This window comes from Butyrivibrio sp. AE3004 (genome assembly GCF_000703165.1).
Classification (GTDB): domain Bacteria; phylum Bacillota; class Clostridia; order Lachnospirales; family Lachnospiraceae; genus Butyrivibrio.
This window is the reverse complement of record NZ_JNLQ01000002.1, coordinates 358,288-384,049: the sequence shown is the minus strand read 5'-3', so window position 1 is coordinate 384,049 and position 25,762 is coordinate 358,288. Positions and strand designations below refer to the sequence as shown.

38 protein-coding genes are annotated in these 25,762 nt (G+C 39.0%); 5 read left to right on the top strand and 33 right to left on the bottom strand.

Annotated features, from left to right (window positions below):
- Positions 1-4 precede the first annotated feature (4 nt).
- Positions 5-226, top strand: a complete 222-nt coding sequence (locus tag BV60_RS0104730; protein WP_029319877.1) for a hypothetical protein — start codon at positions 5-7, stop codon at positions 224-226.
- Between the two features lie 80 nt (positions 227-306).
- On the opposite strand, the gene BV60_RS0104725 is transcribed toward BV60_RS0104730, so the two are convergent.
- From BV60_RS0104725 to thpR, 6 genes are all read right to left on the bottom strand, one after another.
- Positions 307-594 carry a Nif11-like leader peptide family natural product precursor gene (locus tag BV60_RS0104725; protein WP_029319875.1) on the bottom strand — a complete coding sequence of 96 codons (288 nt, stop codon included), beginning with the start codon at positions 592-594 and terminating at the stop codon, positions 307-309.
- A 180-nt stretch (positions 595-774) separates the two neighbouring features.
- A complete protein-coding gene (locus BV60_RS0104720; protein ID WP_029319873.1) occupies positions 775-1,419 on the bottom strand; it encodes an MBL fold metallo-hydrolase in 645 nt (214 codons plus the stop codon).
- Between the two features lie 192 nt (positions 1,420-1,611).
- Positions 1,612-1,932: a hypothetical protein gene (locus BV60_RS0104715; protein ID WP_029319871.1), complete on the bottom strand. Its 321-nt coding sequence runs from the start codon at positions 1,930-1,932 to the stop codon at positions 1,612-1,614.
- Positions 1,933-2,053: 121 nt separating this feature from the next.
- Entirely contained in the window at positions 2,054-2,650 is a 597-nt protein-coding gene (locus tag BV60_RS0104710) for a 5' nucleotidase, NT5C type (RefSeq protein ID WP_029319869.1), read from the bottom strand.
- The gene (locus tag BV60_RS0104705; RefSeq protein ID WP_029319867.1) at positions 2,650-2,943 is read right to left on the bottom strand and encodes a hypothetical protein; all 294 of its coding nucleotides are present in this window, start codon (positions 2,941-2,943) and stop codon (positions 2,650-2,652) included. The genes BV60_RS0104710 and BV60_RS0104705 overlap by 1 nt, the downstream gene beginning before the upstream one ends.
- A 38-nt stretch (positions 2,944-2,981) precedes the next feature.
- Positions 2,982-3,494, bottom strand: coding sequence for an RNA 2',3'-cyclic phosphodiesterase (gene thpR / locus BV60_RS0104700; RefSeq protein WP_029319865.1), 513 nt, complete (start codon positions 3,492-3,494; stop codon positions 2,982-2,984).
- Between the two features lie 220 nt (positions 3,495-3,714).
- On the opposite strand from thpR, the gene BV60_RS0104695 reads away from it, so the two are divergent.
- Together BV60_RS0104695 and BV60_RS0104685 are read left to right on the top strand one after the other, a co-directional pair.
- On the top strand, positions 3,715-4,335 hold the full coding sequence (locus BV60_RS0104695; protein ID WP_029319863.1) for a hypothetical protein: 621 nt from the start codon (positions 3,715-3,717) through the stop codon (positions 4,333-4,335).
- Positions 4,336-4,999: 664 nt separating this feature from the next.
- Complete coding sequence (locus tag BV60_RS0104685) at positions 5,000-5,182, top strand: hypothetical protein (protein WP_029319862.1); 183 nt, start codon at positions 5,000-5,002, stop codon at positions 5,180-5,182.
- Between the two features lie 16 nt (positions 5,183-5,198).
- On the opposite strand, the gene BV60_RS0104680 is transcribed toward BV60_RS0104685, so the two are convergent.
- The 5 genes from BV60_RS0104680 to BV60_RS0104660 all read right to left on the bottom strand — a co-directional run bounded on the left by BV60_RS0104680 (position 5,199) and on the right by BV60_RS0104660 (position 8,304).
- Entirely contained in the window at positions 5,199-5,465 is a 267-nt protein-coding gene (locus tag BV60_RS0104680; protein WP_029319860.1) for a zinc-ribbon domain-containing protein, read from the bottom strand.
- Positions 5,466-5,486: 21 nt separating this feature from the next.
- Positions 5,487-5,993: a shikimate kinase gene (locus tag BV60_RS0104675; RefSeq protein ID WP_029319859.1), complete on the bottom strand. Its 507-nt coding sequence runs from the start codon at positions 5,991-5,993 to the stop codon at positions 5,487-5,489.
- 477 nt (positions 5,994-6,470) lie between these two features.
- Positions 6,471-7,433, bottom strand: a complete 963-nt coding sequence (locus tag BV60_RS0104670; protein ID WP_029319857.1) for an alpha/beta hydrolase — start codon at positions 7,431-7,433, stop codon at positions 6,471-6,473.
- 73 nt (positions 7,434-7,506) lie between these two features.
- Positions 7,507-7,740 (bottom strand): Fur family transcriptional regulator, encoded by a 234-nt coding sequence (locus BV60_RS0104665; RefSeq protein WP_029319855.1) that lies wholly within the window; start codon positions 7,738-7,740, stop codon positions 7,507-7,509.
- Between the two features lie 12 nt (positions 7,741-7,752).
- Positions 7,753-8,304, bottom strand: a complete 552-nt coding sequence (locus BV60_RS0104660) for a DUF3793 family protein (protein ID WP_029319853.1) — start codon at positions 8,302-8,304, stop codon at positions 7,753-7,755.
- 323 nt (positions 8,305-8,627) lie between these two features.
- Here BV60_RS0104660 and BV60_RS0104655 point away from each other — a divergent pair, with 323 nt between their 5' ends.
- Positions 8,628-9,059: a flavodoxin gene (locus BV60_RS0104655; protein ID WP_029319851.1), complete on the top strand. Its 432-nt coding sequence runs from the start codon at positions 8,628-8,630 to the stop codon at positions 9,057-9,059.
- Positions 9,060-9,169: 110 nt separating this feature from the next.
- On the opposite strand, the gene BV60_RS0104650 is transcribed toward BV60_RS0104655, so the two are convergent.
- From BV60_RS0104650 to BV60_RS0104570, 16 genes are all read right to left on the bottom strand, one after another.
- Complete coding sequence (locus BV60_RS0104650; protein ID WP_029319849.1) at positions 9,170-9,385, bottom strand: hypothetical protein; 216 nt, start codon at positions 9,383-9,385, stop codon at positions 9,170-9,172.
- Positions 9,386-9,469: 84 nt separating this feature from the next.
- Positions 9,470-10,048, bottom strand: coding sequence for an alpha/beta family hydrolase (locus BV60_RS0104645; protein WP_029319847.1), 579 nt, complete (start codon positions 10,046-10,048; stop codon positions 9,470-9,472).
- Between the two features lie 44 nt (positions 10,049-10,092).
- Positions 10,093-10,860: a GNAT family N-acetyltransferase gene (locus BV60_RS0104640; protein WP_029319845.1), complete on the bottom strand. Its 768-nt coding sequence runs from the start codon at positions 10,858-10,860 to the stop codon at positions 10,093-10,095.
- Between the two features lie 195 nt (positions 10,861-11,055).
- Entirely contained in the window at positions 11,056-11,445 is a 390-nt protein-coding gene (locus tag BV60_RS0104635; protein ID WP_051656520.1) for a DUF4342 domain-containing protein, read from the bottom strand.
- Positions 11,446-11,504: 59 nt separating this feature from the next.
- Positions 11,505-11,936 carry a PspC domain-containing protein gene (locus tag BV60_RS24490; RefSeq protein WP_330376193.1) on the bottom strand — a complete coding sequence of 144 codons (432 nt, stop codon included), beginning with the start codon at positions 11,934-11,936 and terminating at the stop codon, positions 11,505-11,507.
- 56 nt (positions 11,937-11,992) lie between these two features.
- Positions 11,993-12,565: a rhomboid family intramembrane serine protease gene (locus BV60_RS0104625; protein ID WP_029319839.1), complete on the bottom strand. Its 573-nt coding sequence runs from the start codon at positions 12,563-12,565 to the stop codon at positions 11,993-11,995.
- A 230-nt stretch (positions 12,566-12,795) separates the two neighbouring features.
- Positions 12,796-12,999 carry a hypothetical protein gene (locus BV60_RS0104615; protein WP_029319837.1) on the bottom strand — a complete coding sequence of 68 codons (204 nt, stop codon included), beginning with the start codon at positions 12,997-12,999 and terminating at the stop codon, positions 12,796-12,798.
- A 114-nt stretch (positions 13,000-13,113) separates the two neighbouring features.
- Positions 13,114-13,905 carry a hypothetical protein gene (locus tag BV60_RS0104610; RefSeq protein ID WP_029319835.1) on the bottom strand — a complete coding sequence of 264 codons (792 nt, stop codon included), beginning with the start codon at positions 13,903-13,905 and terminating at the stop codon, positions 13,114-13,116.
- A 40-nt stretch (positions 13,906-13,945) separates the two neighbouring features.
- Positions 13,946-15,481: an ATP-binding cassette domain-containing protein gene (locus BV60_RS0104605; protein WP_029319834.1), complete on the bottom strand. Its 1,536-nt coding sequence runs from the start codon at positions 15,479-15,481 to the stop codon at positions 13,946-13,948.
- A 445-nt stretch (positions 15,482-15,926) separates the two neighbouring features.
- Positions 15,927-16,229, bottom strand: coding sequence for a hypothetical protein (locus BV60_RS0104600; protein WP_029319832.1), 303 nt, complete (start codon positions 16,227-16,229; stop codon positions 15,927-15,929).
- A 55-nt stretch (positions 16,230-16,284) separates the two neighbouring features.
- Positions 16,285-16,512: a hypothetical protein gene (locus tag BV60_RS0104595; protein WP_029319830.1), complete on the bottom strand. Its 228-nt coding sequence runs from the start codon at positions 16,510-16,512 to the stop codon at positions 16,285-16,287.
- A gap of 55 nt (positions 16,513-16,567) precedes the next feature.
- Positions 16,568-16,894 (bottom strand): PspC domain-containing protein, encoded by a 327-nt coding sequence (locus BV60_RS24175; RefSeq protein WP_035777077.1) that lies wholly within the window; start codon positions 16,892-16,894, stop codon positions 16,568-16,570.
- A 215-nt stretch (positions 16,895-17,109) separates the two neighbouring features.
- On the bottom strand, positions 17,110-17,805 hold the full coding sequence (locus BV60_RS0104585) for an AlkZ-related protein (protein ID WP_029319828.1): 696 nt from the start codon (positions 17,803-17,805) through the stop codon (positions 17,110-17,112).
- Positions 17,806-17,840: 35 nt separating this feature from the next.
- Positions 17,841-18,074 (bottom strand): hypothetical protein, encoded by a 234-nt coding sequence (locus BV60_RS0104580; RefSeq protein WP_029319825.1) that lies wholly within the window; start codon positions 18,072-18,074, stop codon positions 17,841-17,843.
- 122 nt (positions 18,075-18,196) lie between these two features.
- Positions 18,197-18,643 carry a GNAT family N-acetyltransferase gene (locus BV60_RS0104575; protein ID WP_029319822.1) on the bottom strand — a complete coding sequence of 149 codons (447 nt, stop codon included), beginning with the start codon at positions 18,641-18,643 and terminating at the stop codon, positions 18,197-18,199.
- Positions 18,644-18,748: 105 nt separating this feature from the next.
- Complete coding sequence (locus BV60_RS0104570; protein ID WP_029319820.1) at positions 18,749-19,576, bottom strand: putative ABC transporter permease; 828 nt, start codon at positions 19,574-19,576, stop codon at positions 18,749-18,751.
- A 103-nt stretch (positions 19,577-19,679) separates the two neighbouring features.
- On the opposite strand from BV60_RS0104570, the gene BV60_RS0104565 reads away from it, so the two are divergent.
- Positions 19,680-20,363: a TVP38/TMEM64 family protein gene (locus tag BV60_RS0104565; RefSeq protein ID WP_029319818.1), complete on the top strand. Its 684-nt coding sequence runs from the start codon at positions 19,680-19,682 to the stop codon at positions 20,361-20,363.
- A 50-nt stretch (positions 20,364-20,413) separates the two neighbouring features.
- Here the strand turns inward: BV60_RS0104565 and BV60_RS23115 are convergent, their stop codons facing one another.
- The 6 genes from BV60_RS23115 to BV60_RS0104535 all read right to left on the bottom strand — a co-directional run bounded on the left by BV60_RS23115 (position 20,414) and on the right by BV60_RS0104535 (position 25,652).
- Complete coding sequence (locus tag BV60_RS23115; protein ID WP_156035979.1) at positions 20,414-20,563, bottom strand: hypothetical protein; 150 nt, start codon at positions 20,561-20,563, stop codon at positions 20,414-20,416.
- A gap of 278 nt (positions 20,564-20,841) precedes the next feature.
- On the bottom strand, positions 20,842-21,795 hold the full coding sequence (locus BV60_RS0104555; protein ID WP_029319816.1) for a DNA/RNA non-specific endonuclease: 954 nt from the start codon (positions 21,793-21,795) through the stop codon (positions 20,842-20,844).
- A gap of 91 nt (positions 21,796-21,886) precedes the next feature.
- A complete protein-coding gene (locus BV60_RS20905) occupies positions 21,887-22,573 on the bottom strand; it encodes a vWA domain-containing protein (protein ID WP_035777387.1) in 687 nt (228 codons plus the stop codon).
- 161 nt (positions 22,574-22,734) lie between these two features.
- Positions 22,735-24,024 (bottom strand): macro domain-containing protein, encoded by a 1,290-nt coding sequence (locus BV60_RS23110; protein ID WP_029319812.1) that lies wholly within the window; start codon positions 24,022-24,024, stop codon positions 22,735-22,737.
- 11 nt (positions 24,025-24,035) lie between these two features.
- Positions 24,036-24,440: a hypothetical protein gene (locus BV60_RS0104540; RefSeq protein WP_051656519.1), complete on the bottom strand. Its 405-nt coding sequence runs from the start codon at positions 24,438-24,440 to the stop codon at positions 24,036-24,038.
- 30 nt (positions 24,441-24,470) lie between these two features.
- Positions 24,471-25,652: a MerR family transcriptional regulator gene (locus tag BV60_RS0104535; RefSeq protein ID WP_029319808.1), complete on the bottom strand. Its 1,182-nt coding sequence runs from the start codon at positions 25,650-25,652 to the stop codon at positions 24,471-24,473.
- Positions 25,653-25,762 lie beyond the last annotated feature (110 nt).

The window sequence follows — 25,762 nt, the reverse complement described above, 5'->3', positions numbered from 1 at the left end:
GATCATGCCAGATTTATCAACATTTCCTTCTAAGATCACTATTGACGGTTTTGTTTATGACAGGCAGGGGTACAATGATATTGGCGGTGTTTTCTACAATTCCAAGGATAATCCGTCCGATATCACAAGTAAGTTCATCAGCCTATATCCTGATGGAAAGCTCACCTATCTTTTTGACGGGCTTGAGCTTATCTGGAACAAAGATTACCAGGTTGTAGGTCATTAAAAAAATTAATTTAAATCAAGAAACGCCGACTATTCTCCTATGAAAATAGCCGGCGTTTCCTGATATTTATTTACTATGATTTACAGATCCTTAAGCCTCATCATAAAAATGGAGTATTCATCATTCTGGAAATCAAGATCAGGTGAGTTTTCTCCACCACCGTTTGTGCTGCGCTTTATTTCCGCATAAAACTCTTCTCCCTGATTAACTATATCCATTACCGTCATAGGAAAACCGTTCTGAGTTGCTATATCACAAAAATCAGCAATTGGATTTTCAGACTCTCTCGTATTAAGAAGCTTTTCCTTAAGACTCTTGTCACTCTTTGCTTTTTCAATAAGACCCTCTAATTTAGCTGTAATTTCCATGCTGTGCCCTCCTCCGATCAGTTCATCTTTTCTTATAACTAAAATACATCAGAATAGTCCATCTTTCCATTATTTTGTTGATAGATTCCCGGATTTTGCAAATTAAAGCACAACTACACAAAATCCCGAAAAGGTATTTCCTTAAACCTTCCCGGGATTTTTATTTGGTAAATCATACTATTATTCAAAATACTGTATTTTCTCTATAACCATAACAGGGCTCTTTACATATCCGGCAAAGGTCTGTCCGTCAGTCTTTTTGCCAACTATACTTCCATAATGTGTAGGTATGGCATACTCCGGACGAATTGTGTTTATAAGATCTGCAGCTTTTTTTGCATCCATGGTATACGTACCGCCTACAGGCACAAGAGCAATATCGCACTTTACAAGCTTTGATTCCTTTGTAAGGCCTGTATCGCCTGCTATATAAACTCTCTTCCCATCTACTCTGAGGATATATCCTACCCACTCAGCACGCTTTGGATGAAAAGGTTTGACGGTGTTATATGCAGGAACCGTCTCCAGCTCAAGTCCGCTTATTTCCTTATAAATACCGGGCTTTAAGGTAATTATGTCCTTTACTTCAGGTGCCAGTTCTTTTGCATCATCCTCTAATCTCACGGGAACAACAATGGTCGTTGTAGCCTTTATCACCTTTCGGATATCCTTTATAGAAAAATGATCCGAATGTCCATGTGTTATCAGTACATAATCCGCATCATGAGGCTCTTCCTTCATTCGAAAAGGATCCACATATATAGTTCCGGAACTGCATTTTACCCTTATGCTGCTCTGTGTAAATACTTCGATATTGTCCAACATATGTTTTTTTCTTCCTTATCCCTACAAAACCTTTTACCTTCCTGAATTCTGTAATCATTTTTGCTTTGCCCCCGTCTTCATACAATTAGCTCATGATTTAGCAGAATACAATTAAAATTATACTATTAAACTAAAAAAAACGGAACCTACTGTTTTTCAGTGTTTCCGTTTTTTTCTTCTTCATTTTCCCTTTTATGCAGTTGCATCCTCTGTCATTGCTGTCATCGGTATAGGTTCCGCTATTGCTATTGGTTGTTCTTTTGTTTCGGGTTCATCATCCTCTACGGCTACGATCCTTGAAATCTCGCCGTCCTTGGAGATAAGTTCCATCCCCTCGCGTATGCTTTTGATAGCAAAGGATGATGTATATCCTTTGTCTTTGGCAATTGATTTAACTTTTCCTGCCACCTTTTTAACCTCATCAGCTTCACAAACTACCGTAGGATACTGCCCGGATTTCTCACATATAAAACCTTCCGAAAGAAGATTCTTCAAAAATTCGTCTTTAGTCACAATCTTTCTCCTATAATTGAAATTGTAATCTTAAATGATTCCTCTTTTTAATATTCGTATTTAATCACCCAAAGGGCGAACATTCGGTATTTTACATCAATTATGGAGAATATTGCAAGCATTATATTATCTGTTCCCTTATCCACTTCCAATCAGGGCTTCTGAAATAATTGTCCCCGGGGAACTCGCAATCCCTGTTCCATGGCCTATCAAACACCATGACCTTAAGCTCAGGCAAATGATCAAAATATTTAAATGCCATTGGTGAATCTTCAACTGCATAATCAAATTTCATCTTATAGAAATCCTCCAGTTCAAGATTGAACTCACCGTTTTTGTAAAAAAAGTCTCTGCCGTATTTATTCAGAAAAAACAGCTTTACCCTCGAAAGTCCATGGTCATCAAGCCATTTTCTGGAACTCTCATAGGTAATAAGCGGTCTTCCCGTAATAATATAAACCTCATGTCCAAGATCGATCAGTTCATTTAGTACCCTGGATGCTCCCGGTGTTTCTTCATATGCTAAAAGAACATCTGAACAATGTCCTTCTGCCATAAGTTGTTCATACTCACTATCATTAAGATCAAACGTCTTTTGAAGATTAAAATACTTCATCTTCTCATAAGGAACATCTTTGCCAAACAGTCTCCCCGCAATATCAGAAAAAGCCTTTGCTGTCTCACACAGGCAATCATCAAAATCAACATAAATTTTCATCATTCATCTCCCAAGCCGTAATACAAAATTTCATTATATCTGGCATTTGCCTCTTCCGCAGCCTTTTTATCCTTCCATCTGTCTACATCACTGCAGATTGCAAGCGCCTCGTCAACAATAAGTTCCGCTGTCCCGGGTTTAACATTGTACAAATATGCCATCATCCTTTGCATAGCCTTCGGACTCCCAAGCATCTTGGCTATCTGTTCTCCAAGGGCCTCCGGAAATCCCAGCTTTTTTATGGCAAGCACCAGATCATCCCGGTTTCTTGCCCATTCAATACGGTTATCCATATTCTTAATTGTATAAATCCTTTCTCTATTAACAGTTATTAAAATGCCCTCACATAGGCAATTTCAGTATAAACCATTCCATGCTTTCCATGTTCGGATTTCATAAGAGATATCCCCTTTACTCTCATGGATTCTTCAGTATCTATCTCATACTGCACCGGAAACTCCTTGTTGCCCGATGCTCTCCTTACAAGAGTAATATGTGGCATGAATTTTTTCATATCATAACTTATATCATTATCTGACAGTGCTTTTCGTAAACGCTTTACATAATCATGAAGATCCCGGTTTTCCTCGACATTGGCAAAAACCATATCCTTAAACCGGCGAGTTCCCGATACTTTTATAGTAAAAGCCCTAAGCGGCACATCACGCATTATCTCCTCAACCTTTTCCGGTTCATCATTTTCTCCGAGAAACGCAAGGGTTATGTGAAGATTCTCGGGCCTTGTATATCCGCCCTTCACTCCAACCCTCATCAGATCATCCTGCATCTCCGTGAGCGCATCAGTCATGTTTTCATCAAGGACAATCGCTATGAATAAACGCATAATATACCTCCTCTATAAACTAAGGAATAATTATATGCTAACACGTTTTATTTATATTTAGTGTAAGTTATGAAATTTTCATATAAAAATATCATTACGAATAAATATTACATTTTTGTTAAAATTATTTCGCAAAAAATTTACAAACCTTTTTTCATTATGTTATAATTTATGTTAATTTATTGTCACACTTACATTTGACAAATTTGAGGGGAGAATTTTGAAATGTGGGGAAGAGAATGTGAAAGAAACACGTGCAAAAAGGCTTATAGAACTGTCCGGTGGACTATTTAATGTTAATTACGATAAAAAGACCTATAAAAATATTGAGAAGATTTTAAAATGCTACAAATTTTATATGCAAAACCGTGATATGTTCAATTACGGAGTAATGGGTAAGGATTCCCTTGAAAAGGTTGCACCATTTGTATACAGGCATTTTATAAGCGAAACCGAAATTGAGCAGGCAGCTGTAGATAAGATGGTCATGCAGATTCTTAATGATGAAAAAACAGAAGGAATTCTTTATGACACTCTCGAAGAGCTGAAGAAATTTAAGGTTAATGCTCCGACTGAGGAAGAAGCAAATCTTGGCATGCTTTACTATAATATTCTCGATATGTTATATGTTTCCGAAGAGGACTATAACAACACTGATGTTTATCTTGCTTTAGACCTTGATTCGCACAAATTCTCATACCGAAAAGAAGAGGCTGTCATGCTTTTTGGCATCTACTTCTGGCAGAGATGTCTGGAGAGCCTCGGTGATTGGCAGAGTCTATTGGAAAAAATACAAAAAGAAGAAGGACGATTTGATCTTATGCTCGGGTATGGAACATGATCCGGCAACGTCTATACAGATATCAACTTTTGTTTATTGAGGAGAGTTTATTACTCTCCTTTTTTGTTGCACCCTTGCAGGCAAATGAATGCTTTCCTTTAGTCAAAATCAAGGGGTAATCAAAGGGAGATTTAGTCGGAATATAGGTTTTATCCAAGGGGAAAAAGGTGGGCTTATAGGCATAAAAGCGTCCAAGCACCGCATTTTGATATGTGATATATTGATTGTCGAAGAAAGTCATTCAGAGCGGTATATGAATTGAGGAACATTTGGGAAACTTCTCTAAGAACCTTACCGTGAGGGAACCTGATTGATTTTTCATATAATGATCCAGCCATAGGCTGGACCAAGTTATATAGAGGGAACTATATAATAGAGGATCATTTGGGAATCCGTTTATAATATTACTATAAGCGGGTCCTTAATGAAAGATAATTTTCAATTTTTTCTTATTATATTCAGAAAACATAGATATTTATCATCATTCTACCATTTCTTTTCTCCAAAAAAATAAAAATTTCAATACCTATTTTAGTATTTTGTAATTTAATAGTATTTTTCCATCAAGTTTATAAAGTTTTTATATGTTGTATATATAATCTTTTAAAACCACTAAATGTTGAAATAACTAATAAATATTTAGTGTTTATGGGAGGATGGATCAATGCGAAATAATAATAATACAAAAAATGTTTTTGCAAAGGAAGCTTCACCTAAGATTATAGATACAGTTCGTTTTAATAATCGTTATATAGATACAGAGACCGTAAAAGAAAAAGCAACCGGCATAATATCATTTTCGATACTAGCCGGTCTCGTAGCTGCTTCATTTTTATTCTTCATTTAAAAAGGATTTCTGATGCTTAATCCTTGAATATGGTATTTACAATCTGGTACTTGGAAATGGTTGCCACCATTTTTCCAAGTTCACAGATCATCTTGTTCTGATTATCCAATAGCTTAATGATCTTCTCGTTTTGAGTCCTGTTCTCGAATACAAGAAGCTTTATTGCTTGTGTCAATTCTGCGATATCATTCGAGCTGTTACCATTCCCTATGGGACTTCCACAATTGGGACAAAATCTCTCATTACCTTCTAATTCTCTTCCGCAATTTACACATTTCGCCATAAGATACCTCCTCATCTATTATCAATTCATCCCAAGCGCTTCCAGGGTAAGCTCTACCACTTCCTCAAGGTTATGATTTTTTTCATCAATAGTAATGTCTGCATATTTTTCATAAAGTGAGCTTCTCTCATCATAAAGAGATGAAAGTGTCTGGCCTTCTTTCATTACTACGCCTCGCTGCTTAGCATCATGGAGACGGTTTGTCAGTTCTTCCATATCAAGCTTAAGATAGACAATCTTACCGATATTCTTATAATGCTCCATTGCCTCTTTTCCGTAAACCACACTACCCCCGGTAGCAATGACGCTCTTTTCTTCCTCAATCTCTGAATTAATTCTGTTCTCAATCTCAATGAATCTCTCAATTCCCTGTTCTTCGATGATTTCGGATAGCTTTTTCCCTTCCCGCTTTTGTATCACCAGATCTGCATCAACGAAGTTGTATCCAAGTATTTTTGCAAGTACAACACCCATGGTGCTCTTACCTGAAGTCGGCATTCCAATAAGTATAATATTATCTTTCTTCATATTTTCCTCTTTACTAAGTTTTATCGTGCAATTCATATGATTAGTATACTACATATTTCTGGTTCATAAAAAAGCATGTTGCTCGCAACATGCTCGCGCCGAGCGCGGTTGCATTTATGCAACATATACCTTACGCGCGAGTGCGCATCCATAGCGGAGCGTTTTTTGTTCAATAGGAAATTCGGAGGAATTTCCTATTGAACAAGAAACAGCTTGTTCTTGATACTTAAGTCGTTGAGCCAGTCATATATGAATTCAATAATTTTCTTAGCACGCATTTCTTAACCTACCGCCAAAAACCCATTTCATCTTCACTCCAAAGCATTTACAAACATGATTTGGAGTGCACAACCCTTACATTATAAACAAAAAAACACTCTACCGCTATATTTAACGGCAGAGCATTTGTCGATTCTCTCATAATGATCTAAAAATATAAATGTTGTAATAATCTAAAATGAATTTACCCCTTATTTGTCAGTATAGTCCCAAAGGCTCAAGGAAGGCACGTACCTGCTCCATATAATAATCCTTATCATCGATTATGCCTTCTATGTGAGCACTATCAACGTGAACCTCCGTCTTGATATCGCTTCCAACATTATCGTATACTTCCTCAACCATCTCAGGAAGACATACCTCATCCTTATCGGAGACAACTATCATCGTAGGAAGTTTATCGTTTTGAACGACTTTTACTGTGTCACCATCTGCAAAATCAATGCCGTGAAACAGCTTCATATAGGTTTTAGTTACCGCAATGAGATAATTACTCATTCCAGAATATGCCCCCTCCGGACCATCTCCAAACATTAGTCTCAAAAATGCCTCCATTCCGGGAACAGGGCTGTCACAGATTACTGCATCTGCTGCATCAACATCTCCGGGCGTAACATCTGATGCATATAATGCAGTTGTCATTCCGCCCATGGACTGGCCATGCACAATAACTTTATCATTACCAAGATTCTCTCTTGCATATTTAACAAGTGCCTTTACATCACGCTTTTCATGAATTCCAAATGTAACCTTGGGATCGGGATTAACTCCGCTTCCCCTTTGGTCAAGCGCTATAACATCATAACCTCTGTCAAGATATGCTTCTGCTTGAGGGTATACAGCTACGCGGTCACCGCCTGCTCCATGAACAAGAACTACGCATTCATCACTTCCGTTGTCAAAATATGTTGCAGGCACAATGTTTCCGTCTTCAGCTTCTGCGCTTATATCTTCTCCTGTATACTTTTTATAAAAACCATCAAGATCATATCCATAGACCTCAAGCTGTTTAACGCTATTAGAAATAGTGTCATTGTTTCTGTTCTGATACAGAATCTGATCACATATATATCCGCCCATAGCAACAGATCCGCCTATTGCCAGGACCACTATCACCCCCGCAACGATACCCAGTACCTTTAATAGTTTCTTTTTCTTCATTACCCCAAATCTCCTTTTTCAAACCTTTTTTCCCCTCGGTTTCTAATTATAGCAGACTTGAGGTTCATTTTCCTCATCTAAGCTTTATCATGTCTATTCGTTCTATAACTCCGATATCCTCAAGTGCTTTGATCATTCGGTATACAGTGGCAACACCAATTGAGGAATCCTTATGACGCACAATACAGCAGATATCTTTACAGCTGGCTCCGTCATTATCCGCAATAACATCTGCGACAATCATTCTCTGTTTAGTAACTCTCATCCCGCTTTCTTTTAAAGCTTCGACTATTTTCACATTGTCCATCCTCCTGCCTCCTTAGCTCACAACTGTAAGCTGCTCCAGTGATATTCCGTTCCTATGGGCCTTGCTGTAAATTTCCGTACACTTTTTATACTTATCAAAAGTTTTAAGTGCAGCATCCTTGTCACCGTAAACCTTCCAGAATCCCGTATACTTCACGCCCTCCTCAGGGCTTTTCATGAATCCCCTTACGTCTGCGACAGGATAACCAAGAAAAAGGCCTATCTCGTGAGGAAAAGACGGATCCTTTGCCAAATGCTTTGCAAGTTCAGCTACACACTGATCAGCATTTCTGTAGGAATATCCTTTTTCCTTCAAAATCCTACATGCTTCCTCATTTGCAAGATCTCTTTTCAAAAAGGCCGGTCTGTACAGATAAATAAGCACATATCCCTCAGAATACTTTACAGGAATCATACGTATTCCTTTTCCTGAAAGTCTGCTGTTAAACTCACGGACTTCACTGTTAAACTTCTCACGATCATCAATATCCACGGTAAAAAGATTCCCGGTCTTTAACCCGGCCAGTGTTGGTGAACATAACCTGATTAGCATCTGATCCCCCATTGTCCCTCTCCCTTTCAACAAGTTAGTTATTGCTAACTTGGTTTTAAAATATAAACCCGCATAAAACGGGCTTACATCTATCGACTTTGGTCATGATAAAAATTATCATTCGAATTATATGTTAGCATCAACTAACCATTTTTTCAAGAGCTGTTTTCTTTTTTATAAGGTTTTATTACAGCTTTCCCGCTACATGATGTCTTAAAAAGGCATACGAGAATTATTATCAGATACATATATTGAAAAAGAAGTTAGCATATGCTAACTTCTTTTTCATAAGCATTGCCAATTCTATCACATGCTAAGAAAGGATGAGTAAAAGTATGAGTAAAGTTAAGGTTGTTTTTTGGAGCGGAAGCGGAAATACACAGGCGATGGCCGATGCTGTTGCGGATGGTATCAGAAGTGCAGGTGGTGAAGCTGAGGTAACTACATTTGATTCTCTCAGTCCATCAGATGCTGCAAATGAATCAGTAATCGCTTTTGGATGCCCTGCTATGGGTGCAGAAGTGCTTGAAGAGGGAACTGTAGAACCCTTCATGGCAGATTATGAAACAAAATGTAACGGAAAGAAAGTCGCATTGTTTGGTTCTTATGGTTGGGGAGATGGTCAATGGATGAGAGACTGGCAGGACAGACTCGTTAGTGCCGGCGCTTCTATAATCGGCGGTGAAGGAGTAATTGCAAATAGCGCTCCTGATGAGGATGCCATATCTTTGTGTGAAGATCTTGGAAGACAACTTGCACATGCATGATACTTATCACATTATAAGGGTACTGCCCGGGGCTTAACCCCCGGCAGTACCCTTACTCATTTTTTTATATTAATACAGAATAGGTTTTCTCAATATTTTCATAGGAAGCCTCAGTAAATCTTCTCTATGTTCCCATCGATTCCATACTCATTCTTAAATTGAAACAGATCTTCAGCATTTCTTATCAGCATGACTTCTTCAAATATCCCTGTATGGATATCCTGAAAACCGGCAACCTGCTCACCATTGCATATACTGGCCTTAATTACCGGTCTTTTATTTTCTTTATCGTATGATTTCTTAGCAGTTTTCTTCTTAAAAAACATCCGTCGCTATCCTCATAAAACTCAATGATATCCCTTTAGTACCGATGTGTATCCACAGCGAAGCGCCTTTTTATCTTATAGTATTTATGAAGTTATCTTACTATAAGACAAATACTCATCAACTCTCCTTATCACTTCCTTCAAAATATTTATATCCTTTAATGCATTTCCCGTTTCAAGAGAATGATTCGCATCTTCGATAAGATGAAGTTCAAATCCAATTTTTTTCTGCGCATCTTCTACAATGTCATTCTCACACCATGGATCACTTAATCCATGAAAAACTACTACATCCTCCTTAGGAAGATTCTTAAGAGTATCTTCAACCGGTGTGAGAACTACCTGCCTTACCGGTAAATCTTTTTTACTTGCAAGCCGCGCAGCAATTGCTGTTCCAATACTCTTTCCGACAAAAACAATATTGTCATATTTTTCAAAAGAAATCTCTGAGAGCTGATCTTTTGCCTGTAGAGTGAATTCCTCTATAGCTTCCATCATACGAGCCTTATTATTCTTCACATCAAGTATTTCACCGTCAAAATCATATTGTATTTCTTTTATCCGATAATCATACTGCTTAGCCAGCTTCCTGGAATAATAAAGCAGTGGCTTGTCACAATGATACCCTATCCCCGGGAAAAGAACTGCTATTTTCTTACTCATTTGTTATCAACCTCACCAAATTTAACCCTTTTCACACAATCTCTTTAATTCATCTCATCAACTGTTCTTGCAGGTTTTACCGTCATTTCAACCCATGAAGGAATAAAACCGCTTTTAACTGCATTTCCCGCTGATCTGATATTTGACCATGCAGAACAGTAAAAAGGCACCTTCCCTCTGCTAAGAATTTCTTTTGCAAGCCTGCTTGTAAGTGCGGATGCAATTCCCTTCTGCCTGTAATCAGGAAGAACATCGACGCCTATCTGCCACATCTCATCACAGTCTGCAGAACATGCTGCAAACCCAATCAGCCTGTCGTTGTCATAAGCACCGATTCCAAGAACATCCAATTGTTTACGGTCACTGCATAGAGCGTTACTCCACTCAGGAAGATATAACCCCTCAAAATCCTCCTGCCCCAGTATCCTTGTTTCATAGGCACATTCCAGATCAGGAATCCTTTCTACTTCAGGAAGGTAATACTCCGCCATGAAACATACCTTATATCCACGTTCTGCGAGTCTTTCTCCAAGCCAGTGCATATTTGGAGTCTCTAAAAGATGATAAAACTCATATTTTTTGATATATTCCGAGACCAAATCCGCCACTTCATCCGTTGCAGCAGCAACCACATTATTGCCATAAGAAACAAAGTTACAGGCAATTGGCTCTTTATAATACCTGCGGGCATTTTTCCCTAAACGGAATCGACAAACGATATTTTTCCCGGACAAAAAATCCTCCGCTTTACAGCCGATATCTTCTGCAGATTGTCTTATCGCAATTTCCTTAATCTCACTATTTGTAAGCATTTTTCACTCCACAAATACCTTTTGGCATAAATCGTTTTGAGCTGTTACCTATTCCAGAATTTCAACAATACTATGTTGTATGACTTCTTGCGATTCCTGAATTTTTGAAGACATTCAGGAATCTATAATATTATAACGTAAAAAAACCCGGAGTATTGAAAAAATCAAAACTCCGGGAATATAAAATATTCAGTTTTACTTAACTTCGTCTGTTGTACCATCTTTCTTCACAACAACAAGCTTGCATCCAAGACCGAATGCTGCTACAGATCCTGCAATAAGCGCCCAGGGTGCTGCTGCAAGACCGAGGATACCACCGATGATTCCTACATTTACAGGAACACTAAGTACAATCTCGTCATCCTTCTTGATCTGGATTCTGTCAACATTTCCTTCCTCAACGGTCTTTTTAAGATTATCCATGAGGTTCTTAATGTCTTCACCGATGTCCTTTGTAGCAGGCTGAATAAGCTTTACTGCCTCATCAACGTTGCCCTCAGTCTTCTCAAGGGCCTCCTTAGCAGCCTTGTACTCAACTCCTGTAAGTTCCATTACCTTTTCAATTGCCTCAAGTGTTATATTCATTTTTCTCCTTTCTGCGTTTTCGCAGCATAACTTAGAATTTTTTATTATTTTTATCTATATCAACGGTAGATTTCTTCCTTAACTCCATTGTTAAGTCTGAAACCAACCGGTTCTGCATTGATGACTGTCTTTTCTTCGATATTCCTTGATTCATCATACCCGTTTTCGTTTGATTCAATGTAATCAGGAGCATCATCCATTATAAATGCAAGAACTATATATACTGCTATGCTGGTTCCCCATGCAAATGCCAGAATGCCCCATATGAGCCTTACAATAACCGGGTCAATTCCGAAATATTCTGCGATTCCTCCGCATACACCACAGATTCTTTTATCGTTACTTTTGTATAACCTCTTTCCATTCATAACTGACACCTTTCTTGCAGCTTTAATCTCACCGGTACGGTGATCTGCACCTACTCTTTCTTCAAAAATGCTCTCTTGTTTATATAACGAATATAATCCACCTTTGTCTTCAGATAAATTCAATTTACAGCAAAAAAAATATGCTTATTTTTCTTTTTCAGTAACTTTTGGTGTTATGATCATCTTTTCCCGTTAAGCTTATAGCCCACAACAGATCCGACAACTCCACCAAGGATATGTGTCAGATTTGAAATATCATCCTGCAAAAAGATTCCCTCATAAACCTGCTGCCCTATAAAGACTATTGTAACCAGTATAAATGTCAGCGGGATTTCTCCCTGTTTGAAGCTTGTAAATGATGTCATGAGGATAAACGCAAATACGACTCCGCTCGCGCCACAAAGTGCGGTATTGGGAAACAGGATATAATTTGCCAGTCCGGTAACAATAGCTGTTATCAGGATAACCATTATCATATTCTTTCCGCCGTATTTTTCCTCCAATAGCGGTCCAAGGAGCAGTATATATGAAGCATTACTGATAAAATGCTCCCAACCGCTATGTCCCATAACATGAGTGAACAGCCGCACATATGTAAGAGGGGATGATAATGATGAATGATATGTCATAAAAAGGAGCTGATTAGTAAATCCAGCCGTAATAAAGTTCACCACCAATATTGCAAAACATATAAATATGAATCCCAATGTTACCGGAGAATTGAATGTGATCTTAATCTTTTTTGTATCCATAATTTCCCTCCTTCTTTAGGCATCCAACCAATCTTCAATCGTCTTAAATATTTGCAGTTCCTTCTCTTCACGTTGATCATGGTAATGAAATCCAATTATACAAATATTATATCTTAAAACCCGATAAGCAATAACGGTAAAAAAGGGCCTCGCTTGGATTTTTTCCCAAATCATCCAAACGAGCACCCTTCTTGATCAGATAATTTTCCACCAATACAAATGCAGATATTTCAATAAATATCTCTCCCGTCTATATCTACCGTTCCGATATTTTCATCCTTTTTAATAATCTTGAAGTTGTTCTTGTTTGATGCCATGTACAAGAGAATTGCTATCACGTCATCAACAGGTCCGGGCAAAAAATCTACCGGTGATACAACATAAATAACAAGAGCTGCAAGTATCAGGTATTTCAAAAGCTTATTATCATTCATCCGAAACCTCCTTTACTACTGTGTGTGTTTCTAAGATGAGTATAACTTTTGAAAGCAATACATTAAATCATAAGATTCGCATATTTCCCCAGTATAATTAACATTTTTAGCAAATTAAAAATATGTCCCTGCTTTTTCAATTTCCAGGGGATATTCTTTCGACTTCAGCAATGTGTAATGTCCATCAAAAATCTCCTTGCAGATTCTGATTTCAAGCTCCTGCCTGTGTCTAAAATGTTCAAGCAAGTCCTCTGTACCTGACAACCCTTTTTCTTTGGCATAAGGCGAATTATCAAAATATCCCAGCATCATTGGAAACCACATCTCGTTTCCTTTGTCGTCTGTTCTCTCTTTTCTAATAACATCTATATTTGATGCTATGTCTTTTGTCCAAAGATACATTATCCGGTACTCTTTTCCTTCAAGCACATCCTTAACTTTCTCATAGAAATCTATGATCTGCCGGTCATTCTTTTTTTGAAAAAGTATCATATCCTCGACAATATTTTGAAAAAGTGAGCACTCAAAAATATTATTATCACTGTTCCAGTTATGAATTCTTCTCAGTACAATATCCTTAAAGCTTCCCGAATCCAGATTACCGTTATAGATCTCATACTTTTCCAGATCTTTATGAAAACCCGGAATATCCGTAATGATCTTCGTATAGCAAATGATCATGTGATCATCTTCTGCAAAACTCTTCTCCACGATTTCACTTCGGATGTCATTGTATTTTTCAAGGATATCACTATATGTTTCTTTGTTCACATAAGCACACCACGCAAGTTCAACAGGCGAATATTCGCCTTCGCATATAGCCTTATAATCAGGATATTTCCCGGAAAGTTTCTTAACAAGTGTGCTCTTACCGCTTCCCTGTAATCCTTCTATAAAATAATTCATGCAATATCTCCTCCAATTCTTATATCATTTTCAAAAATACTTATTTAAGGCCATCCTCAGTTAATGTATATATCTTAGTACAAACTTCCTCTATATACTTTCTATCATGCGAAATGCTGATAACCGCTCCGGGGAAAGAAGCTATCATCTTCCTGATAACAGGACCCAAAAGCGGCGAAAAGTTTCGCGTTGGCTCATCCAATATCAGAACATTTGCATCCGACAGACTCATCTTTAAAAGTAATATCTTTGCTTTCTGTCCCCCTGATAGATCTTTTATGGAATGATCCATTTCATCAGCAGTATATTTAAGTGAGCCCAAATAAGTCCTTATGCGAGTCCTCACTGCCTTATCTCCTGTATCATCCAAAAACTCCACCGGAGTAGCATCAAGATCAAGCATCTCCTCATAGTTCTGTGGCATGTACTGTGCTTTCAAATCTTTCCTACAAAGAAGTTCCTCTGCCATCCTCCTTAGAAGTGTTGTCTTTCCAACTCCGTTAGTGCCAACAATACAGATTTTCTCAGGGCCTTTGACTCTAAGAAAAATATCTTTTGCAAGAACTTTTGTACCATCCGGAGTTCGAAGCTCATCAAGTTCATACTCAATAACAGTTTTGCCAGCCGGCATCCTGGCATTCTCATCTCCCAGCTTAAAGAATATTGCCTCTTCCTGCTCCGGCATTTTTGTCATCTTCTCATCTTCTTTCTCAAAACGCTTCCCCATAGCCTTTACGGTGTGCATCTTGTCTTTGAGATTTTTTGCTTCCGAATCACGCGCTCCCTTGGAGATGTTTGTAAGAGCTTTGTCCACGCTGTTATATACCCTTGCATACTTTTCATCACGGCGCTTCTTCTCTTTCCTGTCATTGATAGCCTGCTGTTCCTGCCTCTCAAAATTCTCAGCCCTTTTTTCGATATAGTTTCTATAATTGTCTCTTACCACAGCGTATCTGCTCTTGGTTTTCCTCATGATCTGTTCGATGTGGATTATCACATTTGCAGTATTCTCAATGAGCGTCTCATCATGAGATATAAAAAGAACTATGTGTTTCCACCCATTTATAAGTCTTTCAAGCAGTTCCAGCGTACTTATATCTATATCGTTTGATGGTTCATCCAACAAAAGCACTGTCGGCTTATCAATCAAAAGTCGCATTAGCTGAGCTTTAACCTTCTCTCCGCCTGACAGACTCCCCATTTCCTGATCGCTGTAAAAGAAATCGCATGGCACTTGGAATTCCATTGCCATCTCGGATAATTCTTTTGGATTCTTATCATAAAAAAGCTGTGCCTCTGAAAAATACTCATAGAGTGTCTTCGCCTTGTCTGTTTCCGGTAATTCCTGTGGCAGATACCCCAGTACCTCTCCGGTCATTATTCTATCCCCCTCACATTCTGTATATTCTTCTGCAATTGACGGATCATAAATCCACTTCATAAGGGTTGATTTGCCATTTCCCTCTTCCCCAATTATTGCCGCTTTATCTCCATCATTTAGCACCATATTGAATTTTTCCAATATAATCCTCAGGTCACCCCGATGCGTTATAGTCAAGTTCCTAATCTGTAGCATATATGCCTCCTGCTTCGCTGCTTATTCACCAAGAAAGTTCTGATCCTACTTTCTATCTCCAAAACGCTCGTACCGGGCTCACCAGGTACTCACAACAAAAAAGCCTATTCTGCATACGCAAAATAGACTCACACAAATAAACCCACCTTGACAGTTAGGCTAAAAATGCATGATAATCCAGTTTAAGCGTACACAAAACAGCTGCGTAAGCAGCTATCCAAAAATCATCGTGTTCACTCAAGCCAAATTATCTTATTCTCATTTCCTCACCTAAACGCCAAGCGCTCTTTCTTTATATTTTTAAATCTTTTTTATACTAACATTAATATCCGGTTGTTGCTATAGAAAAACAAACATTTTGAACAATCTTTTTCAAATTACATTGAAAAAGCGGTGCATATCTTATACGCACCGCCCTTTACCGTTTCCTATATTTTTCTTTTCATCAATTAAACAATGCAATGTTGCCTATGTAAGGAAGTGGCTCCTCGCTCATTCTTAATGCCCTTACAATACCCATTATGAAAAGAACAAGGGCTGCAATATCAAGAATTGTTCCACATATTCCGAAAAGTCCACTATATCTTCCAAGGAATGTTCCGGCTGTTGAGATCAGATTTATAACCAGTGCCTGATTAAGATGCCTTCTGACAAGAGTATCGTTCTTGTCACGAAGCAAAAACGAAGCCACAAATCCAATCCATGTGATGTAACTCAGTACTGCAAATAACTTTGAATTCTTATTCATAGCTTTTTCCTCCTAATTATTCAAGGCTTTCGCCAATAATTTTACAACTCTTACTTCATGCAATATCTGCATTATTATCCGTTGTTTTCTTTAATGCCGCTGCTTTATCCATCAGATACTTTGCAGCTTGTTTTAACGGGAACAGATAACCCACTCCTATGAGGAACATTCCTATACATTCCCACATTAAGAGTGCATTCTCTTCATCCAATGCATCTCCCAATAATAAGATACTGCCTACAATTGCACATGCTGCAAATACATTTCGTAAAATCTTGTTCATGATATTTCTCCCCTCTAATGACACCGGGAGATTATCTCATTCCCGGATGCCCTGATCAGATGCTGAACCCCTTGATCTCACCATCGTCTGCAGCTCCTGTTTCCGGCTTGAATCCAATAGGTTCATCCGATTCATAATAGTTATTGTTTGCCGAGTAACTGTTTCCTTCTTTATAAGTTGTTCTTGTAGTTGCGCCTTCAGGACAATCGTCCATTATGATTGCTGCCAGGATGTACGGAAAAATTCCTACGCCCGTAACCATTACTGCCAATAAAAAAATAATTCTTACTAATGTAGGATCAACTCCGAGATAATCTGCAATGCCTCCGCATACGCCACAAATCTTTTTATCATTACTTTTATATAATCTCTTTCCACTCATTACTAACACCTCACTTCCATCTGAAGCATTCATTTGTTTATATAACGAATATAATCCTACTTTGTCTTCAAATAAATTCTCATTACAGCAAAAATGATATGTTTATTTTTCCTTTTTAGTAGATTTCAGATGTAAGTATACTTTTGAACAAACGAACAGGGCCTGCTCTGCATTCCCCAAAAAAGAATAATGACGTTTCTTCCTAAAGCCAGGCCTCATCTCTTTAGCAATGCACGAAGATCTTCTTCATCCATCTTAGGAAGTGCTTTTCTTATATTCTTTACAATCCTTGAAAGTGATTCCTCAGGACTTCTCTCATATGCTGAACGGCATAGCTTCTCACCCCAGTAGTTTTCAGCGACATCATACCGGCAGTTGCCCCAACCGTACTCGTCACCATTCTTCCGTTTACTGTATTCGTAATCAACCGGCACAACATATGTCTGCATCTGGAGCCTTGTTATAACAGTTTCAAAGCCTTTATTACCACCCTTCTTATAATTTAGAGCGTCCTTGATTTCTCTTGTCAGCATCGCACCCGATCCGGTGATGTAATCAACCACTCCCTTATCCTTATATGCTGCAAGTCCGTCATCGAATCTTGCATCAAAATCATAGCCATCCCTGCGGTAGTTGCAAAAATCCGGCCATAATTTCAGACTGATGAATCCGGCCTTCTTCTCAAAAAACTTTCCATACACCAGCTCTTTTCCCTGAAGAACCTGCCCTTTCCAATCCCAGGCATCCCAATGAACTCTCCCCTTCCATCTTCCCTGATACCATGCATCATATGAAACATTTTCCTCCAGGGAGAATCCATCTATCCTACAGGAAAAGAATGGCAGAAAGCCAATCTCATTAACAAGTTCTACCAGTTCCTCCCTGGTTCTGATCTCATCAATAATCATCATTTAAAACCTTTTCCCTCATCAAGTGCTTACCTTCTTCATAATTTGTAACCACAATCTGACTTCTCAGGGCCATCAATTCCTGACTCAAAATGTGCTCTGAACTCCATGTTTATCTCACGGATTTCCTTTATACCATCTATATAGGGCTGATACATTTCTATAAGCCCAGAACTGCAGCCATCACATGAGCCATTTACATTCCCGATAGATTCAGCAACGATCCGTTCCCTTTCCTCGCGTGTTGTATCCTTAATCAAAATTGAACTCATTTCTCATCACCTCGCAATCATCAACCTGAATTTACTCTTGTCACAATACAAATGGCAGCCTTTCACGCTTTCCATACGAAGGAACATAAGACGAAAGGACATACTGCCAAATTAGAAACAGGCTATACCATACGCTCCATCTTCACATGAGGGATTCCATCCTCCATAAACACATCCGAAACAACCTTAAACCCTTCTTTTGCGTAATATCCAATGGCATATTCCTGCGCTTCAAGATATATCTTCCGTGCTTTAAGTCTGTTTATAGCTATATCAACTCCCTGATGAAGCATTGCTCCTCCGATGCCTTTACCATGCTCCAAAGTAACAACTCTTCCAATCTGCGCCACGCCTGCTGCCTCATCATGATCTTTCCAAAAAACTCTGAGACATCCGGCAACTCTTCCGGAATCATTCCAGCAAAATACATGTATTGCATCCTGATCTTTATCGTCAAGATCCTGGTATATACACTCCTGCTCAGTAACAAATATTTCAAATCGTGTTTTTAATATCTCATAAAGCTCTCTTGTACTGAGCTCATTAAAATGCTTAACTACGAAATCCATCTTTTTCTCCAAACAAATTGTTAGCAATATTATACTCTCATCTATAAACGCAAGTTTTTATTTGACTCATACCAGTCTGTTGCCAGTACCGTTAACCAATTTCTTTTATTTATGCCTTCCTCGCAGTTCACGAACCTTTTCTTTCAGGGAAATTACCATACGTTCCCTTTCTTCGATTCCTAAAGTCATATTCGCCTTAGGCATGAACTTCGCTATACCAAGGAGTATTCTTTTCTGGTTGAGCGAAAGCTTCTCAGCATATTCCTTTGCCAGTTGTTCATGACGCTCCGAAGCAAGTTCTTTACCCTCAAGAACTTTTTGTTCAAGCCGCTTAGGTGCGCTTGCCACCCTTTCATATCCGAACTGGGCTTTTTCAATAAACTCTTCATGCATCCTGTTAACATCATTAAGAAGAGCTGAAAGACTCGCCTCAGTAAGCGCATAATCAGCTCCAAAGAGCATTGCAAGGATTATTGCAAGAAACTCGTATACTCCCGGGTTTATCATTGTATGCATCCTCTCAACTGTCGGAATAAGATATTTAACAATAGCAACTCCCGCAAGTCCAAAAGCAATACTTACAGGAACGCAGATTCTGCCCTGAATATTCAGAGGCATCGTGCTATAATCCCACCATCTTGCGTGAAATCTCTTCTCCAGCACCCATGAGGTTCCAAATTCCGCTATTGCGCTGCCAATATAGCAGATTAAAAATATGCCCCATATTGGAAAATCCGGAGACGACAAAACATCAATCTGTCCGAAAAGTGCAGATGTTGCTACTACACAGGAACCATAGATAGGGCAGATTGGTCCAAAGAGGAATCCTCTGTCTGCCCACTTTTTCTCATTTACAGAGCAGTATATTGATTCCCATACCCATCCAAGAAAACTATAAAAAATGAATTCCACAAAATACTGTGCGATTATCATTTTAATCCACCCTTTCTTTTGCCACACACCATATTGGATGAAATGACATATATAAATATGTGATAAAATAATAATATCTCAATTTTGCTTTAAGAGGAATATTATGTCGAAGACAGTCATTAAGAAAATTGCTATAGTAATGTTTATTATTCTTTTTCTGGTTGCCGTTTATTTCTGCATCGGACAGCCGATCATAGCCTTTGTTAACGACCGTGACTCTTTTGCTGAATTCATCGAATCAAGAGGTTTCCTTGGCTGGGTAATGTTCTGTCTTCTGATAATAATACAGACACTCTCAACCTGCATTCCCGGCACCCCTTTCTACATTTCTTCCGGACTTATCCTAGGTGGTTTCAAAGGTGCTCTTATTTGCGATCTCGGAGCAACAATAGGAAATACAATAGCATTTATCCTTGGCAAAACATTTGGCACAAAGCTGCTCTACTTTCTTTTTTCAGAAGATAAGATAAGTAAAGTCGAAAATCATATAAGCGGCAAAAATCCGATTCTAATACACATGCTGTTCATGCTGCTCCCACTCCCAAAGGATACATATGCGTGGGTAGGCTATCATACTAAAGAAAAATTGATAACCTGGATCATTTTGACATTCATCTGCAGGTTTCCGCATATATTTATATATACCTTTGGCGGAGCAATGATTCTTGAACAGAACTATGCAGTTCTTATAGCCGGAGCTTCTTTCGCTATCCTCGTGTATGTTGTGATAATGATTTATCTGAAAAAGAATAAATATAATCAAAAGAACAGACCTCATCATCACTGATTTTGGCCTGTTCTACACTGATTTTCCCATTCTTAAATTATCCTTCCGCATCAATTTGCAGCTACATTATCAGCAAATCTGATAAGCTCTGCCTCGATTCTGCTATAGTCTGATGCATCCAGTCTTCCAAAAGGCTTGTGATATAATGAAGTATTTATGAAACCAAATTCTTCCATGATACTCTCAAATATATTCCTCATAATCTTCAACCTCCGTTAAGAAATCTATCTACAATGTAATAATCTTAATACTGCCTGTCCAACAAATGTCCAGCCGGTATTCTTTTTTTCTGTTCCTTAATTGTTTTGCTCATGGTGATATATTAACAACGTCTTTATCACACTTATATCACTCAAATAATATTGGGCCGCAAAACACACTTATTCTGCATATTTTTACACTGTTTTCATAAAATAAAACGTAATAAAGCGCCAATAATCTTCAATTATTCTGAGGATCATTGACGCCTTGTATGTATTTACTCTTTAGGATGGCACCTCTGGCAAGGACGAAATCCCTGATTCTCTATTTCTTCCGGAGTGCCTTCCAGCATAACCTTATTCTTCTCTTTCATGTCTGATACGCTGTCGCAATCGGGTCTGTGGAATACATGAGAATTTTTGTTACCAATATAGGTCTGCGTTGTTTCTACTGAAGACCGCGTACCATTATCAGATTCATTATTTTCAGATTCATTATTTTCAGGCCTGTAGTTCTTATCCGGCTTGTTGCTGCCATCCTTATAATCAATGAACACTCCCGGTTGAACATTGTAGAAGAACACATTAAAGCTGACACCCTTTCCTTTGTCCTCTACTGACATTGCCTCAACCTGTAGACCATCACACAAAAGATTATCACCGTCAAATACCGGAGTTACCCTGTACATCACATGATTACCTGTGTTTCTGATATAGTCAGCAACCTCGTTTTCATAAGGAATCATGGCTTCATTCATATATCTGGTTCCGGTTATCAGATTCCGCTCATTGGCATTCTCTCCGGTAAGCTGGTACCCGATCATATGGCATCTGTTATAAAGAAACGGAGGGTCCGTATTTACAAGTCCCGGATATTTATTCTGATTCCATCCACTTGGCTTCACTTCTGCAATTGAGCCACGTTCTTCGGCAGGCATCAGATCTTTGCCAATGCTCGCCATAGCAGGAGTGCATCTGCCAAGATCATCAAGTTCACCATATTTCTCATAAGATTTGCCTGTGATCTCTAAAGAGGTGAAGACGGGAACATTGTCATTCAGAACAAAGTTGTCTCTTCCACTATATGCAGGAATTTCTGCAACAACAGCTGATTCTGCTGCCGTTTTCGTCGTCTCCCCTACTCCCAAAACTGATACTGAGCACACAGATATAACCAATGCAGCAATAACAGGAATCCATATTTTGTTTTTAAGAAAATCTCTCTTCTTCATAGCAGTTTTCTCGCACAAACCATATCAATAATAACTATTTTAACATCCTTTTAGGAACATTACACAGGACTTTGTAGTCGCCCTTCTATAATTATCGTCTTACTTTTCCTGCTCCGCGCTTTTCATAATCCCTGTCAATTTCATCATTCCAACCGCTCTCCATGATACAGCAATCCATATCACAATCCTCATCTGCCATCATAACCGCGCTTACAGCCTTTGATACACCGGCATATACTGTCGCAGTTCCCATACCATCACATACATAATTTGCGGTCCTGTCTCTTCTGATTCCAAAGCGATCAGCCTCAGCATAAGCATCTATATTGGCACCTATGAAAATAAACTCCCATCCGTATCTGTCCTGTTCATGCTTTATCATCTTCTTAACCTTGCTGTAGGAATACTTTCTGCTGGCATTTTCCATTCCATCTGTTGTGATAATGAAAATAGTCTTCTCCGGCCTGTCCTCTTTCCTTGCATACTTGTGAATGGTTGCTATATGATGAATGGCTCCGCCAACCGCATCAAGAAGAGCTGTGCATCCTCGCACGTAGTACTGTTTATCAGTCATCTTCTTTATCCTGTCAATCGGAACACGATCATGAAGCACCTCGCACTCATCATCGAAAAGAACTGTTGAAACCAGCGCTTTTCCGCCTGTCTTCTTCTGTTTATCCATCATGGAATTAAATCCTCCGATTGTATCAGCCTCAAGTCCTGACATTGATCCGCTTCTGTCCAATATATATACGATTTCTGTTAATCCCTTACTCATAATCTTTTTGCCTCCGTTTTTAACTTTGCCAGCTTCAGGCTTTTTCGTCATGGTCCGCGCGTCATCCACTTCTAAAAAGGCACTGCGTCCTGCATCTCTTGTTCTTATGAACTAATAATACCTTCCGACAAAAAGAAAATGGTCAACCCGAAGGCGACCATTTATGAATATTTTGAAATCGGATCAAGTCCGTACTCATAAAGCACAACATCTATTTGCATAACATTGTACTCCTGCTTTCGGATGAAGTACTCCACAACAGCATCCGTCTGTGATATCGGAGACATCGCATAACCGGCAAGCCTCAGAAAATCCACGGTTTCATCCATATTGAGCCGAAGTCCCACTGCAAGTGCAAGCATCTTTTCTTTGGAAGGTTTTACCTTATCATTAAGAAGCTTGGAAAAATACTGCTTGGACATATTTGCTGCGGCATATACTTCTGAAGCCTTAAGTCCCTTCTTATTTATCAACCTCTGAAGATGCTCACCGAAAGATTCCTTATATATTCCCTTAAGAGTTTCCTCCAAGCTCTTTGGAGGCACAGCAGCACCTGTAAACATCCGGGCAGATTCAGCCGCTGCAGGAGCAGATGTTTTAGCAGCACCGGTTTCCTTTGATTTCTTAAAGATACCTCTTATTTTTCTTATACTGTCAATACCGGCCGATGTCTTAGGGTTCCCATACTCCTTTGGAGAAGGTTCTTCATCTTCAAAATCTTCAGACAGAGTATCTTCCGAATCAGGGTACTCTACATCAAAATCTGCTTCACAAGAATAATCAAAATCCTCCGGGATTTCACATTCTTCGTCTTCTTCCTCGTATGACTCTTCACAGGAATAATCTTCATCCTCATCTTCCAATGAAAGTCTCTGTGCTTGAACATTCCAGTCCCGAGTATACTCATCATGCTCCGCATTCTCCACATATCTCTGATTGATAAAACTGCAAACATCATCGAAGAGTTCACCTGAAATCCTAAAAGTCTCTTTTCCAAATACCACGAGTGTTATTTCCATCTCATGATCTTCAAGAAAAGCCTTGAATGCATCCGTCGCAATCTTTATTCCCAGATCCTTAGGAAACTGATATGTTCCTGTAGCAAGAAGTGGATAAGCTATGGACCGACAGCCCTTTTCATACGCTATGTAAAGCGATTCATCATAGCATTTCCTTAAAAGTTCTGCCTCACCTTCATCTCCGCCTACCCACCGGGGGCTGCTCACATGAATAATATATTTGGCATTAAGGTCAAAAGCAGGAGTGACTCCCACTTCACCCGGTTCAAGAGCACCTATCTTCTCCCTCTCAGCAAGAAGCTTTTCTCTGCCTGCTGCCTCATATATCGCATAGTCAACACCATCACCAATTGTAACCTTAGGGTTTGCTGTATTGACTATGGCATCTGCTTCAACTTTTGTTATGTCATTACGGATAATCTGAAAAGGCATAATGGCCTCCCTCAACAATCAGTCTTACTGCAATAACCAAAGCTCTTTTCTACCAGTTTCATAGTATCCTCTATGCTTCGGTTTTCATCACGAACAAACACATTAAATCCGCTATTTGCAAATCTATCGTAACTCTCTTTTGAGTTTATCAGCTTGAGGCATTGTCTGAAGTTTTCTATAGCAGCATCCGGATCATTTTCATCCAAAAGGAGCTGATATAAAAACTGTTTCTCTTTATCTGGCCTTTCAAAAAATCTCCTAACCGAAATCTCCGGGTCAGCAAGCATGATAGCAACATGGTTCTTATCAGAAATCTTCCAAAGCGTTTCAACCGATATATTAGTATCAACAAAAATCTTTTTCCCTTGACCGGAAAGCTTTTCAAGTATCTGCAGCTCAAGCCTCTCGCATTCCAAAGAAACACCCTTATTTTATTTTTTATACCATTACTTTTTGTAGCAGTGCCAGAACTGGCTTCTGGCCTCAAGTACAAACTCACCGTCTTTTTCAATCTTATCCTCGAAATACGCAAGTAGCTTATCCTCGCAGCCGGTAATGATTTTCTCTTGATTACTATAGTAATCCTTCATCTTTGCCACAATTTCTTTTGCCTCTGTATAATGCCAGAAGTTTGGCAAAAGAACTGATTCCACCCTCGCAAAATACTTCTCCATCATGGCTATGTACTGATTTCTCTTCTCTGTCTGTATGGCTATTGTTTCATCTATAAAGGACACATCTTCCCCGATTGCCTCAAGCACTTCCTTAAAGAGATTGTTCCAATTTGCCACATTTCCGCCGTTAAAGGAGAAAAAACCATTCTCTGCCACAGCCCTGCTTGCACTAGCCACCAAAGCTTCGATATTCTTTATCTCAGAATCAAGATAATGCGCTACAACCACATCATAAACACCGGTTCTTTCTATTTGTTCCCAGGTCTTCTCATCCTCGAGATCAGAAAATTCAAGGCTAATTTCCACTCCCTCGGGCAATTTATCCATATTATCAGGTATAAATTTTGCAAAGTCATCAGCCCAGCTTCCATGAATATCGTATCCGGATATCTTTGTCCCCTTAGGAATATCAGTCCAGTTGTTTCTCCAAAGCTTCGCATATCCGCATCCAAGATCCAGGACTCTGTTTTCCTCTTGAAGATCAAGTGACCGGAAAATTCTTACATACCAGTCCATCTCTCCGCTTGTATGTTTCAAAGCATCCCAATGGCGCTCATCCGCCGACTGGTCAGCGCTGACATACTGCACTATCCCTGCAACATCATCCCAATCAAGACTCTCCTTGCGGGCTAATGTTCTTTTGATTGCATCTGTGATCTTCTCAAGCTGATATTTCTTTTCCTCCATCTTCTGAAGCTGAATCTCCAGTGCACCTTTGATGTCTCCTGCTTCTCCACTCTTTAAGTTGTCACGGATTTCTTCAAGTGAAAATCCTATCTGCTTCAAAGCAACGATCTTTTCAAGAATCTGCAGTGCTGCATCATCATACAAACGATAATTACCTTCAGAATACTCTGTCGGCTTAAGGAGTCCCTTTTCATCATAAAGACGTATCGCCTTTTGTGATACTCCCGCCTTTTTAGCCATTTCTCCGGATGTCATTTTCTTCTCCATTTCCAGAACCTCCTTTTTGATTATATGTCCACCTTAAGGGGTTCCCTAAGGGAAGAGTCAATGATCATTTTAAAATTTTTTATAGCCGGGCACACTACGAAAATTTAGTT

What these genes read in the sequence shown, in the direction of transcription:
- BV60_RS0104605 (WP_029319834.1), bottom strand. Translation starts at nt 15,481, where the DNA reads ATGCTACAGATTAGGAACTTGACTATAACGCATCGGGGTGACCTGAGG.
- BV60_RS0104660 (WP_029319853.1), bottom strand. Translation starts at nt 8,304, where the DNA reads ATGGGGGATCAGATGCTAATCAGGTTATGTTCACCAACACTGGCCGGG.
- BV60_RS0104595 (WP_029319830.1), bottom strand. Translation starts at nt 16,512, where the DNA reads ATGAACAAGATTTTACGAAATGTATTTGCAGCATGTGCAATTGTAGGC.
- BV60_RS20905 (WP_035777387.1), bottom strand. Translation starts at nt 22,573, where the DNA reads ATGAGTAAGGGATTAACAGAAATCGTATATATATTGGACAGAAGCGGA.
- BV60_RS0104625 (WP_029319839.1), bottom strand. Translation starts at nt 12,565, where the DNA reads ATGGATACAAAAAAGATTAAGATCACATTCAATTCTCCGGTAACATTG.
- BV60_RS24175 (WP_035777077.1), bottom strand. Translation starts at nt 16,894, where the DNA reads ATGAGTGGAAAGAGATTATATAAAAGTAATGATAAAAAGATTTGTGGC.
- BV60_RS0104650 (WP_029319849.1), bottom strand. Translation starts at nt 9,385, where the DNA reads ATGTTTTTTAAGAAGAAAACTGCTAAGAAATCATACGATAAAGAAAAT.
- BV60_RS0104570 (WP_029319820.1), bottom strand. Translation starts at nt 19,576, where the DNA reads ATGATAATCGCACAGTATTTTGTGGAATTCATTTTTTATAGTTTTCTT.
- BV60_RS23110 (WP_029319812.1), bottom strand. Translation starts at nt 24,024, where the DNA reads ATGCCTTTTCAGATTATCCGTAATGACATAACAAAAGTTGAAGCAGAT.
- BV60_RS0104655 (WP_029319851.1), top strand. Translation starts at nt 8,628, where the DNA reads ATGAGTAAAGTTAAGGTTGTTTTTTGGAGCGGAAGCGGAAATACACAG.
- BV60_RS0104645 (WP_029319847.1), bottom strand. Translation starts at nt 10,048, where the DNA reads ATGAGTAAGAAAATAGCAGTTCTTTTCCCGGGGATAGGGTATCATTGT.
- BV60_RS0104585 (WP_029319828.1), bottom strand. Translation starts at nt 17,805, where the DNA reads ATGATGATTATTGATGAGATCAGAACCAGGGAGGAACTGGTAGAACTT.
- BV60_RS0104675 (WP_029319859.1), bottom strand. Translation starts at nt 5,993, where the DNA reads ATGAAGAAAGATAATATTATACTTATTGGAATGCCGACTTCAGGTAAG.
- BV60_RS0104615 (WP_029319837.1), bottom strand. Translation starts at nt 12,999, where the DNA reads ATGAATGATAATAAGCTTTTGAAATACCTGATACTTGCAGCTCTTGTT.
- BV60_RS0104670 (WP_029319857.1), bottom strand. Translation starts at nt 7,433, where the DNA reads ATGAAGAAAAAGAAACTATTAAAGGTACTGGGTATCGTTGCGGGGGTG.
- BV60_RS0104710 (WP_029319869.1), bottom strand. Translation starts at nt 2,650, where the DNA reads ATGAAAATTTATGTTGATTTTGATGATTGCCTGTGTGAGACAGCAAAG.
- BV60_RS0104725 (WP_029319875.1), bottom strand. Translation starts at nt 594, where the DNA reads ATGGAAATTACAGCTAAATTAGAGGGTCTTATTGAAAAAGCAAAGAGT.
- BV60_RS0104565 (WP_029319818.1), top strand. Translation starts at nt 19,680, where the DNA reads ATGTCGAAGACAGTCATTAAGAAAATTGCTATAGTAATGTTTATTATT.
- BV60_RS23115 (WP_156035979.1), bottom strand. Translation starts at nt 20,563, where the DNA reads ATGAGGAATATATTTGAGAGTATCATGGAAGAATTTGGTTTCATAAAT.
- BV60_RS0104685 (WP_029319862.1), top strand. Translation starts at nt 5,000, where the DNA reads ATGCGAAATAATAATAATACAAAAAATGTTTTTGCAAAGGAAGCTTCA.
- thpR (WP_029319865.1), bottom strand. Translation starts at nt 3,494, where the DNA reads ATGCGTTTATTCATAGCGATTGTCCTTGATGAAAACATGACTGATGCG.
- BV60_RS0104555 (WP_029319816.1), bottom strand. Translation starts at nt 21,795, where the DNA reads ATGAAGAAGAGAGATTTTCTTAAAAACAAAATATGGATTCCTGTTATT.
- BV60_RS0104635 (WP_051656520.1), bottom strand. Translation starts at nt 11,445, where the DNA reads ATGAATATAACACTTGAGGCAATTGAAAAGGTAATGGAACTTACAGGA.
- BV60_RS0104640 (WP_029319845.1), bottom strand. Translation starts at nt 10,860, where the DNA reads ATGCTTACAAATAGTGAGATTAAGGAAATTGCGATAAGACAATCTGCA.
- BV60_RS0104580 (WP_029319825.1), bottom strand. Translation starts at nt 18,074, where the DNA reads ATGAGTTCAATTTTGATTAAGGATACAACACGCGAGGAAAGGGAACGG.
- BV60_RS0104680 (WP_029319860.1), bottom strand. Translation starts at nt 5,465, where the DNA reads ATGGCGAAATGTGTAAATTGCGGAAGAGAATTAGAAGGTAATGAGAGA.
- BV60_RS0104575 (WP_029319822.1), bottom strand. Translation starts at nt 18,643, where the DNA reads ATGGATTTCGTAGTTAAGCATTTTAATGAGCTCAGTACAAGAGAGCTT.
- BV60_RS0104730 (WP_029319877.1), top strand. Translation starts at nt 5, where the DNA reads ATGCCAGATTTATCAACATTTCCTTCTAAGATCACTATTGACGGTTTT.
- BV60_RS0104600 (WP_029319832.1), bottom strand. Translation starts at nt 16,229, where the DNA reads ATGAATAAGAATTCAAAGTTATTTGCAGTACTGAGTTACATCACATGG.
- BV60_RS0104705 (WP_029319867.1), bottom strand. Translation starts at nt 2,943, where the DNA reads ATGGATAACCGTATTGAATGGGCAAGAAACCGGGATGATCTGGTGCTT.
- BV60_RS0104720 (WP_029319873.1), bottom strand. Translation starts at nt 1,419, where the DNA reads ATGTTGGACAATATCGAAGTATTTACACAGAGCAGCATAAGGGTAAAA.
- BV60_RS0104665 (WP_029319855.1), bottom strand. Translation starts at nt 7,740, where the DNA reads ATGGACAATGTGAAAATAGTCGAAGCTTTAAAAGAAAGCGGGATGAGA.
- BV60_RS0104535 (WP_029319808.1), bottom strand. Translation starts at nt 25,652, where the DNA reads ATGGAGAAGAAAATGACATCCGGAGAAATGGCTAAAAAGGCGGGAGTA.
- BV60_RS0104610 (WP_029319835.1), bottom strand. Translation starts at nt 13,905, where the DNA reads ATGAATTATTTTATAGAAGGATTACAGGGAAGCGGTAAGAGCACACTT.